This is a genomic window from Arthrobacter sp. AB6 (assembly GCF_031844545.1).
Lineage (GTDB): Bacteria > Actinomycetota > Actinomycetes > Actinomycetales > Micrococcaceae > Arthrobacter.
On sequence record NZ_JAUZVL010000012.1, the window covers coordinates 109,648 to 118,247 of the forward strand.

9 protein-coding genes are annotated in these 8,600 nt (G+C 66.5%); 3 read left to right on the plus strand and 6 right to left on the minus strand.

Translation table 11 applies throughout. The annotated features are described in order from the left end of the window. Nucleotides 1–57 precede the first annotated feature (57 nt). The 5 genes from ruvB to pdxT form a co-directional block, all read right to left on the minus strand. Complete coding sequence (gene ruvB, locus Q9R30_RS11545) at nt 58–1,140, minus strand: Holliday junction branch migration DNA helicase RuvB (protein WP_104998079.1); 1,083 nt, start codon at nt 1,138–1,140, stop codon at nt 58–60. Beyond that, nucleotides 1,133–1,777 (minus strand): Holliday junction branch migration protein RuvA, encoded by a 645-nt coding sequence (gene ruvA, locus Q9R30_RS11550; RefSeq protein ID WP_104998080.1) that lies wholly within the window; start codon nt 1,775–1,777, stop codon nt 1,133–1,135. The genes ruvB and ruvA overlap by 8 nt, the downstream gene beginning before the upstream one ends. Nucleotides 1,778–1,867: 90 nt before the next feature. Then, nucleotides 1,868–2,446 (minus strand): crossover junction endodeoxyribonuclease RuvC, encoded by a 579-nt coding sequence (gene ruvC, locus Q9R30_RS11555; protein WP_104998081.1) that lies wholly within the window; start codon nt 2,444–2,446, stop codon nt 1,868–1,870. A 31-nt stretch (nt 2,447–2,477) separates the two neighbouring features. Then, nucleotides 2,478–3,233 (minus strand): YebC/PmpR family DNA-binding transcriptional regulator, encoded by a 756-nt coding sequence (locus Q9R30_RS11560; protein WP_311217665.1) that lies wholly within the window; start codon nt 3,231–3,233, stop codon nt 2,478–2,480. Nucleotides 3,234–3,236: 3 nt separating this feature from the next. Beyond that, nucleotides 3,237–3,947, minus strand: a complete 711-nt coding sequence (pdxT, locus tag Q9R30_RS11565) for a pyridoxal 5'-phosphate synthase glutaminase subunit PdxT (protein WP_311217666.1) — start codon at nt 3,945–3,947, stop codon at nt 3,237–3,239. Between the two features lie 89 nt (nt 3,948–4,036). On the opposite strand from pdxT, the gene Q9R30_RS11570 reads away from it, so the two are divergent. Together Q9R30_RS11570 and Q9R30_RS11575 are read left to right on the plus strand one after the other, a co-directional pair. Beyond that, the gene (locus Q9R30_RS11570; RefSeq protein WP_311217667.1) at nt 4,037–5,329 is read left to right on the plus strand and encodes a MurT ligase domain-containing protein; all 1,293 of its coding nucleotides are present in this window, start codon (nt 4,037–4,039) and stop codon (nt 5,327–5,329) included. Then, nucleotides 5,326–6,087 carry a glutamine amidotransferase gene (locus tag Q9R30_RS11575; protein ID WP_311217668.1) on the plus strand — a complete coding sequence of 254 codons (762 nt, stop codon included), beginning with the start codon at nt 5,326–5,328 and terminating at the stop codon, nt 6,085–6,087. The genes Q9R30_RS11570 and Q9R30_RS11575 overlap by 4 nt, the downstream gene beginning before the upstream one ends. A gap of 151 nt (nt 6,088–6,238) precedes the next feature. On the opposite strand, the gene Q9R30_RS11580 is transcribed toward Q9R30_RS11575, so the two are convergent. Next, nucleotides 6,239–6,481, minus strand: coding sequence for a hypothetical protein (locus Q9R30_RS11580; RefSeq protein ID WP_104998086.1), 243 nt, complete (start codon nt 6,479–6,481; stop codon nt 6,239–6,241). Between the two features lie 37 nt (nt 6,482–6,518). Here Q9R30_RS11580 and Q9R30_RS11585 point away from each other — a divergent pair, with 37 nt between their 5' ends. Next, a complete protein-coding gene (locus Q9R30_RS11585) occupies nt 6,519–8,531 on the plus strand; it encodes a M3 family metallopeptidase (RefSeq protein WP_311217669.1) in 2,013 nt (670 codons plus the stop codon). Nucleotides 8,532–8,600 lie beyond the last annotated feature (69 nt).

The window sequence follows — 8,600 nt, forward strand, 5'->3', positions numbered from 1 at the left end:
CCGAACGTGCCGGGCGTCATCCCAGTCTAAAGGGAAAAGCTGAACGCAGCCTGCCTATTAGGCTTCCGGGGCCCAACCGCCCGCGGGTTCGGCGTCCCCGGCCGGTTCGAACAGGTCCAGCTGCTCCTGCGCGAAGACTCCTGACGGAACGGCATAGCCGAGGTGCGTCCAGGCAGGAGCCATGGCTATCCTGCCGCGGGGGGTCCGGCCCAGGAGTCCTTCCCGTACCAGGAAGGGCTCTGCCACCGTTTCGACGGTTTCGGTCTCTTCACCGACGGCGATCGCCAGCGTGGACAGCCCAACCGGCCCGCCGCCGAACTTGGTGATGAGTGCTTCAAGGACGGCGCGGTCAAGCCGGTCCAGGCCCTTCTTGTCCACCTCGTACATGTCCAGGGCAGCGGACGCGGACCGCGCGTCGATCTGCTCAATGCCGTGGACCAGGGCCCAGTCGCGCACCCGCCGCAGCAGCCTGTTGGCAATGCGGGGGGTGCCGCGGGAGCGTCCTGCAATTTCGCTGAAACCGGCGGAATTGACTTTGAGGTCCAGCAGGCCGGCAGAGCGGCGCAGCACGAGTTCGAGTTCCGGGACGGAGTAGAACTCCAGGTGGCCGGTGAACCCGAACCGGTCGCGCAGGGGCCCGGGCAGCAGGCCGGCGCGGGTGGTGGCACCCACCAGGGTGAAGGGCGGCAGCTCAAGCGGAATCGCGGTTGCGCCCGCCCCCTTGCCCACCACGATGTCCACCCGGAAATCCTCCATGGCCATGTACAGCATCTCTTCCGCCGGCCGGGACATGCGGTGGATCTCGTCCAGGAACAGGACCTCGCCCTCGGAGAGGGAGGACAGAATGGCGGCGAGGTCTCCAGCGTGCTGGATGGCGGGACCGCTGCTGATCCGCAGCGGGGCGTTCATTTCGGAAGCAACAATCATGGCGAGGGTCGTTTTGCCCAGGCCCGGCGGGCCGGAAAACAGCACGTGGTCCGCGCTGCGGCCACGCATCCGTGAGGCCTGCAGCACCAGGGAGAGCTGTTTCCGTACCCGGTGCTGGCCCACGAAATCATCGAGGTTCTTGGGCCTGAGCGCTGCCTCAATGGCCCGCTCCTCGGGTTCCTCGCCCGCGGCCACGAGGGACGGTTCAGCCACGGCTGCCTACCCGGTTGCCGGCGCGCGCACCGTCCTGGCCCAGCCACCGGAGGGTAGTGCGCAGGATCTCCGGCACGTTGCCGCGGAAGGAGACCTCGGGCTCGTCAGCCAGGGCTTTGTCGATGCTTGCCGACGCGTCCTTTTCGGACCATCCCAGGCTTGTCATCGCCGCTACCACCTGCGGTTTCCAGGCGGCCTCGGCTGCCGTGGATCCCGCGGCGGTACCCGCGGTGCCGTGCGGCACCAGTTTTCCGGCCAGCTCCAGCACGATCCGGCCGGCCACCTTGGGACCGATGCCGGGCACCTTGGTGAAGGTCTTGCTGTCCCCCGTGTGTGCGGCCACCCGGATGGCCTCCGGTTCGTGCACGGCCAGGACAGCCAGCGCCAGCCGGGGGCCAACCCCGCTCACGCTAAGGAGGACATCGAAGACCTCACGCTCGTCGTCGGACGCGAAACCGAAGAGGGTGAGCGAATCCTCCCGCACAATCAGCGAGGTGAAGAGCCGGCCCTCTTCCCCGGTGCGCAGCCGGCTCAGGGTTTGCGGGGTGGCGTTGACGCTCATGCCCGCACCGTTGAGGTCAATGACAGCCGTGGAAAGACCCACGTGCGCTACCGTCCCGCGTAGGAAACTGATCAAGGCCGGGCTCCTGGTGTATTGCCGGGCTCCAGGGAGCAGGACCGGCTATCCGAACATATCTACGAATACCCTAGCAAGCCGCCAGGGCAATCAGCGTGCGCGGCGCGCCTTTGCTTCCGCCTCGGCCCATGCCCGCTGGGCGGGAGTCAGGGATGAACTGCCGGGACCGGTTGTGGCAACGGCCGCGCCGCTGCCCGCCCGCCAGGCATGGGTGATGGCCAGTGCCAGGGCGTCGGCAGCGTCCGCAGGCCGCGGCGGTGCGTCGAGGCGGAGGATTTTGGTGACGAGCTTGGTCACCGCATCCTTGTTGGAGGAACCACTGCCGGTAACGGCTGCCTTGACCTCCGACGGCGTATGCAGGGCCACCGGAATCCCCCGCCGGGCGGCGGCCGCGATGACCACCCCGGACGCCTGGGCCACGCCCATCACAGTGCTGACGTTCAGCTGGGAGAAGACGCGCTCGACGGCGAGCACCTGCGGTTCGTACCGGTCCAGCCACTCGTCGATCGAGGAGGCGATGACCAGGAGCCGCTGGTCGAGGGTTTCGTCGGGCGAGGTGCCCACGACACCCACCGCAACCATGGTGGCCCGCCGGTTCCGTTCCACGTCCACCACGCCGATCCCGCATCGGGTCAGGCCCGGGTCCACCCCGAGGACGCGGAGCGTCACGGGTGGGCGGGCGCGGCTGGCGGGCGCGGCGTCACTCTGATTCCAGGGCGGCCTGGACGTCGTCGCTGATGTCGGCGTTGCTGTACACGTTCTGGACGTCGTCGAGGTCTTCCAGTGCGTCAACGAGCTTCATGAACTTTTTGGCTGCTTCCAGGTCCAGCGGGACTTCCATGGACGGAACGAACTCGGCCTCATCGGTGTCGTACTCGATGCCGGCGTCCTTGAGGGCGTCGCGGACGGCCTGGAGGTCCTTGGGGTCCGAGTGGATCTCGAAAGTCTCGCCGTTGTCCTTGACTTCCTCGGCACCGGCATCAAGGACCGCCATGAGGACGTCGTCCTCGGTGAGGTCCTTCTTTGGCAGGGTGACCACGCCCTTGCGGCTGAAGAGGTAGCTGACCGAGCCCGGATCGGCAATGGTGCCGCCGTTGCGGGAGATGGCAAGGCGAACCTCGGAAGCGGCGCGGTTCTTGTTGTCCGTGAGGCACTCGATCAGCAGGGCGGAACCCTGCGGGCCGCGGCATTCGTACATGATCTCGGTGTAATCGACCACTTCACCGGTGAGCCCGGCGCCGCGCTTGATGGCGCGGTCGATGTTGTCGGCCGGAACAGAGGTCTTCTTGGCTTTGGTGACGGCGAGTTCCAGGCCGGGGTTGCCGGAGAGGTCCGGCCCGCCCATGCGGGCAGCAACCTCAATGTTCTTGATCAGCTTGGCAAAGGACTTGGCGCGCCGGCTATCGAGGATGGCCTTCTTGTGCTTGGTCGTTGCCCATTTGGAGTGGCCTGACATGCTTTACGCTTCTCCTCTGATCATGCGGATAAAAAGTTCGTGTACGCGTTTCTCCCCAGTCACTTCCGGGTGGAAGGAGGTGGCCAGCAGGTGGCCGGAACGCACTGCAACAATTCTAGCCGTCCCGGGCAGCGGGACCGCGTGGGACGCGTGCTCCGGGTCGGCCGGCTCAACCTGGGCAAGGATTTCGACGCCGGCGCCCACCCTCTCCACCCAGGGCCCCCGGATGAACACGGCGTGAACGGGCGGGACGCCGTCTTCCGTTGCGCTGAACTCAAGGCCCTTGAAATCCAGGTCCGTCTCGAAGGACTCGCGCTGCCGTCCGAAGGCGTTGCGGCGGACCGTGATGTCCAGGCCACCAAAGGTCTGCTGGGGAGCCCCGGCCAGGTCCGTCGCGGGATCGGCAATGTCAGAGGCCAGCAGGATCATGCCGGCACAGGAGCCGTAGACAGGCAGGCCTTCGCGGATGCGTTCGCGCAGCGGCCCGGCAAGGTCGAAGGCGCGCGCCAGCTTGTCAATGGCAGTGGACTCGCCGCCCGGAATCACCAGCCCGTCCAACCCGTCCAGTTCCATTGGACGGCGGACGCCCACAGCCTGGGCACCCGTCAGTTCGATCGCGCGGAGGTGCTCGCGGAAGTCGCCCTGGAGCGCCAGCACACCGATCCGAAGGCCGGCGCCCGGGCGCGCAGAATCAGCTGAAAGGGAATTTTCCATCCATCCAGCATAAGCGCCCGCGCCATGCCGCCTGGCGCACAGCAGGCCCGGGCGGAGGTTGCATGCCGTTGCTGGGATATATTCAAAACATGCTCTACTTCAGTGTTCCGCTCGGCAAGCTGGTCCGCAGGGTGTCCCGGCTCCGGGGCGGCGGGTCCGCCCTGCCCGGGCTGGTGGTTGAAAAAATCGACCCCGGCTTCATGCGGCGGACGCTCACCACGCTCCCCCACGGCGTCGCCGTTGTCAGCGGCACCAACGGCAAGACAACCACCACCAAAATGGTGGTGGAGCTGCTGGAAAGCCAGGGCCTGAAGGTCTTCACCAACCGCACCGGCAGCAACTTCACCCGCGGCGTGGCTGCAGCACTCCTGGGCGAGGTGGACTGGCGCGGCCGGCTCGACGCCGACGTCGCGGTCCTGGAACTTGATGAAGCCCACGCCGTGCACTTCGTGAACAGCGTGCCGCCCCGCTACTGCCTGCTGCTGAACGTCCTCCGGGACCAGCTGGACCGGTTTGGCGAGATCGACAAGACTGCCCAGCTGCTTCAGCACATCGCGGCCAAGACCACCGGAACCGTGGTGCTCAACCGCGAGGATCCCAGGGTTGCCCGGATCGCCGAAACGCTGACCGGCCAGGACGTCAGATACTTTGGCCTGGACGATTCCCTGCTCAGCACCTTCCCCAACGACGACGACATGCGGGCCGCTCCCGGAAGTCCCGCCCCGGCGGGCCTGCCGGAGAAGCCCGCTGCCGACGTCGTACTTCGCAAGGTGGGCGCAGACACGGCTGAATTCGAGTACGACGGCGTTACGGTCACCACAGGCATGAAGCTTCGGGGCGTCTACAACATCTTTAACGCGGCCGCGGCGCTGACGCTCGCGCGGAGCATCTGCGGCAGCGGCGCCGCCACGGCCAACCACGAAACCTTGCTGGAGGCGCTGTCCCACGTGGCACCGGCGTTCGGACGCGGGGAAAGCCTCACCGTGGACGGCCAGCCCTTGGACCTGGTCCTGGTCAAGAACCCGAGCGGCTTCCGGCTCGGCCTGAAGTCCTTCCCGGCAGGCGGCTACGCCACCATGATCGCCATCAATGACAACTATGCGGACGGCCGGGATATGTCCTGGTTGTGGGACGTTGAGTTCGATTCCCTGCGGGAAGGCGGGGTGGACCAGCTGACGGGGTCCCGCGCCTACGACATGGCCCTCCGGCTGCAATACGACGATGTCCCCGTCGGCAGTGTGCAGACGGACATTGCGCCGGCCCTTGCCGCCTTCATCCGGGAAGCCCGGGGGAAGCCGAAGCGCATCTTCTGCACCTACACCGCCATGCTTGCCATCCGGCGTGAACTGTCCAAAATCACCACCGTGGAGGTCGTCTCTTGAGCCAGGCAGGTGCGGACGCCGCACGGGAGAACTCCGGAAGCAAAGGCACCATCTGCGTGGTGCAGCTCTACCCGCGGGACATGAACATCTACGGCGACTGGGGCAATGCCCTGGTCCTCCAGCAGCGGATCAGGTGGCACGGCTACACCCCGGAGCTGGTCGAGTACAACGTGGGGGATCCCTTCCCCGACGTTGTGGACATCATCGTGGGCGGCGGCGGGCAGGACAGCGGCCAGCTGGTCATCCAGGACGACCTGCAGTCGCGGGCCGGAGTCCTGGGGGACCTCGCTGAGGACGGCGCACCGATGCTGGTGATTTGCGGGCTGTACCAGCTCTTCGGACGCTTCTTCAAGACGCGCACGGGGGCCGTCATCCCCGGCATCGGGATCCTGGACGTGGAAACCCACGGCACGGACGAGCGCCTGATTGGCAACGTCAAGGTCTCCACCCCGGAGTTCGGCGAGGTCCTGGGTTATGAGAACCACAGCGGGCAGACCACGCTGGGCAGCGGAGTCCGCCCGCTGGGCACCGTAGCCAAGGGCACCGGAAACAACAGCAGCGACGGCCACGAGGGTGCCCGCTACCGCAACATTGTGGCCAGCTACCTCCATGGGTCACTGCTGCCCAAGAACCCCGCCATCGCGGACTTCCTGATCCGAACTGCCGCTGAGCGCAAGTTCGGCACATTCGTTCCGGGCCATCCGGACGACCACTTCGCGGAACTGGCCAGGGAACACGCGGCGCGGCGCCCGCGCTAAGCACGCCCGGCATTAATAGGCACGCCCGGCATTAAAGGGACGACGGCGGCACTCCCCGTGGGGAACCGCCTCACGGCTCCCGGGTGACCAGGAGCTCGCGGGCACCGGCGGCCGCAGGGCCCCTGGCCAGCAGGCCCTCATTGTTCACCACCTACCACGGGGAAAGTTCCGTGATTCCGTTGCCCAGCCCGTACACGGGCGCATCGAGCATGTCCACCTGCCGGGGGTCGGGGTGGGCGTTGGTGCGGGCAACGGGGCAGGAGGGGTGGCCGTCACGGGACGGGAGCTGCCGGACCCGCTCGTAGCCAGAGCCGCCCCGGCGGAAGCGGAGATTCCCTACCGGACGTGGTCCCCATAACTGCCATTCCGGGGAGGCCGGCGTGGCGTGGCGCACATTGAGAAGCCTGGCCTGCTGTGAAAGGTTTTAGTCCATGACCAACCCCCTCCTGGCGCCCAGTCCCCTGCCGTACGGACTTCCTCCCTTCGCCGATATTGAACCCGCACATTACGAGGAAGCCATTGAGGCGGGCCTCGCCGAACACCTGGCAGAGATCCAGGCCATCGTGGACACACCGGCACCGGCCACCTTCGACAACACGGCGCTTGCAATCGAGCGCTCCGGCCGCCTGCTGGACCGGGCCGCCGCTTCCTTCTTCACCCTGGTGTCAGCGGACGCGTCGGACCGGATCCGCGACCTTGAAACAAAGCTTTCCCCGCTCTTCTCAGCGCACCAGGACGAGATCTTCCTGAACCGGGGACTTTTCGAGCGCTTTGCCGCCATAGATACGGCCGAATGTGATGCCGAGTCCACCCGGCTGGTGGAGGAATACCTCAGGGAATTCCGGCAGTCCGGCATCCAGCTCGACGGCCCTGGCCAGGAAAGGCTCCGCGCCATCAACGCCGAACTCTCACGGCTGGGCACGGAGTTCGGACAGCGGGTCAAGGAAGGAATGAAGTCGGCCGCCCTCCTGCTGGACCATGCCGGGGATCTGGCCGGCCTGCCGGCGGATGACATTGCCAGCGCCGCGGAGGCTGCCCGGGCGGCCGGTCGTGCCGGGAAGTTCCTGCTGACGCTCATCCAGCCCAGCAACCAGCCTGCCCTGGCCGCACTCGAAAACCGCGACGTCCGCCGTCGGCTCTTCGAAGCCTCCGTAGCCCGGGGCAGCGGCGGCGGCAGCCTCGACGTGCTGGACCTGGCAACGTCAATGGCGCGGCTCCGCGCCGAGAAGGCGGCGCTGCTCGGCTTTGCCAACTACGCCGAGCTGGTAGTGGACCGCCAAACTGCTCCGGACTTCGAATCGGTCCAGGCCATGCTTGGCCGCATGGCGCCGGCAGCCGTGCGGAACGCAGACGCCGAAGCGGCGGCGCTGGCCGAGGCTGCAGGCCATCCGCTGGAAGCCTGGGACTGGGCCTTCTATTCCGCCAGGGTCCGCCGCGAGAAGTATTCGGTGGACGAACAGGCGCTGCGTCCCTATTTCGAACTTGACCGGGTCCTGGCCGACGGCGTCTTCTTCGCCGCCACTTCCCTTTACGGCATCACGTTCCACGAACGGGACGATCTCTCCGGCTACCACCCTGATGTACGCGTCTGGGAGGTCAGGGACGAAGACGGGGAGGGACTGGGGCTGTTCCTGGGCGACTACTACACCCGCGAGTCCAAGCGCGGCGGGGCATGGATGAATTCCCTGGTTGAACAGTCGGCGCTGCTGGGGACAAAGCCTGTTGTCATCAACAACCTGAACATCTCCAAGCCGCCGGCGGGCGAACCGACCCTTTTGACCCTGGATGAGCTGCGGACCACGTTCCACGAATTCGGCCACGCCCTGCACGGGCTCTTCTCCAACGTTACGTACGCCCGGTTTTCCGGCACATCGGTTCCCCGCGACTTCGTTGAGTACCCGTCCCAAGTCAATGAGATGTGGATCATGTGGCCCGAAGTCTTGGAAAATTATGCGCGCCACCACGCCACCGGGGAGCCGTTGCCGGCCGCCGTCGTGGAGAAGCTCAACGAATCCCGGCTGTGGGGCGAGGGTTTTGCCACCACCGAGTACCTGGGCGCGGCGCTACTGGACCTCGCCTGGCATGTCCTCGGGGCCGGCGATGTTCCCGAAGACGCCATAGCCTTCGAAGACAAGGCCCTCGCTGCCGCCGGCATCGCCCACGCCCTGATTCCGCCGCGCTACCGCACCGGATACTTCCAGCACGTCTTCGCGGGCGCAGGGTACGCGGCGGGCTACTACTCCTATATCTGGAGCGAGGTTTTGGACGCGGAAACAGTGGACTGGTTCACCGAAAACGGCGGCCTGACACGCGCCAACGGCCAACGCTTCCGCCAGGAGCTGCTGTCCCGGGGCAACAGCCGGGACCCGCTGGAATCCTTCCGCTCCCTCCGGGGCCGCGACGCCCGGCTGGAACCGCTGCTGAAGCGCCGCGGCCTGGAGTAAGGGTTTCCAAGTAGGTAGCGCTAAGTGTCGTTTTGAACCTCCAAAACGACACTTAGCGCTACCTACTTG

Coding starts and splice junctions, on each gene's coding strand:
- pdxT (WP_311217666.1), bottom strand. CDS start 3,947: ATGGAAAATTCCCTTTCAGCTGATTCTGCGCGCCCGGGCGCCGGCCTT.
- Q9R30_RS11585 (WP_311217669.1), top strand. CDS start 6,519: ATGACCAACCCCCTCCTGGCGCCCAGTCCCCTGCCGTACGGACTTCCT.
- Q9R30_RS11560 (WP_311217665.1), bottom strand. CDS start 3,233: ATGTCAGGCCACTCCAAATGGGCAACGACCAAGCACAAGAAGGCCATC.
- Q9R30_RS11570 (WP_311217667.1), top strand. CDS start 4,037: ATGCTCTACTTCAGTGTTCCGCTCGGCAAGCTGGTCCGCAGGGTGTCC.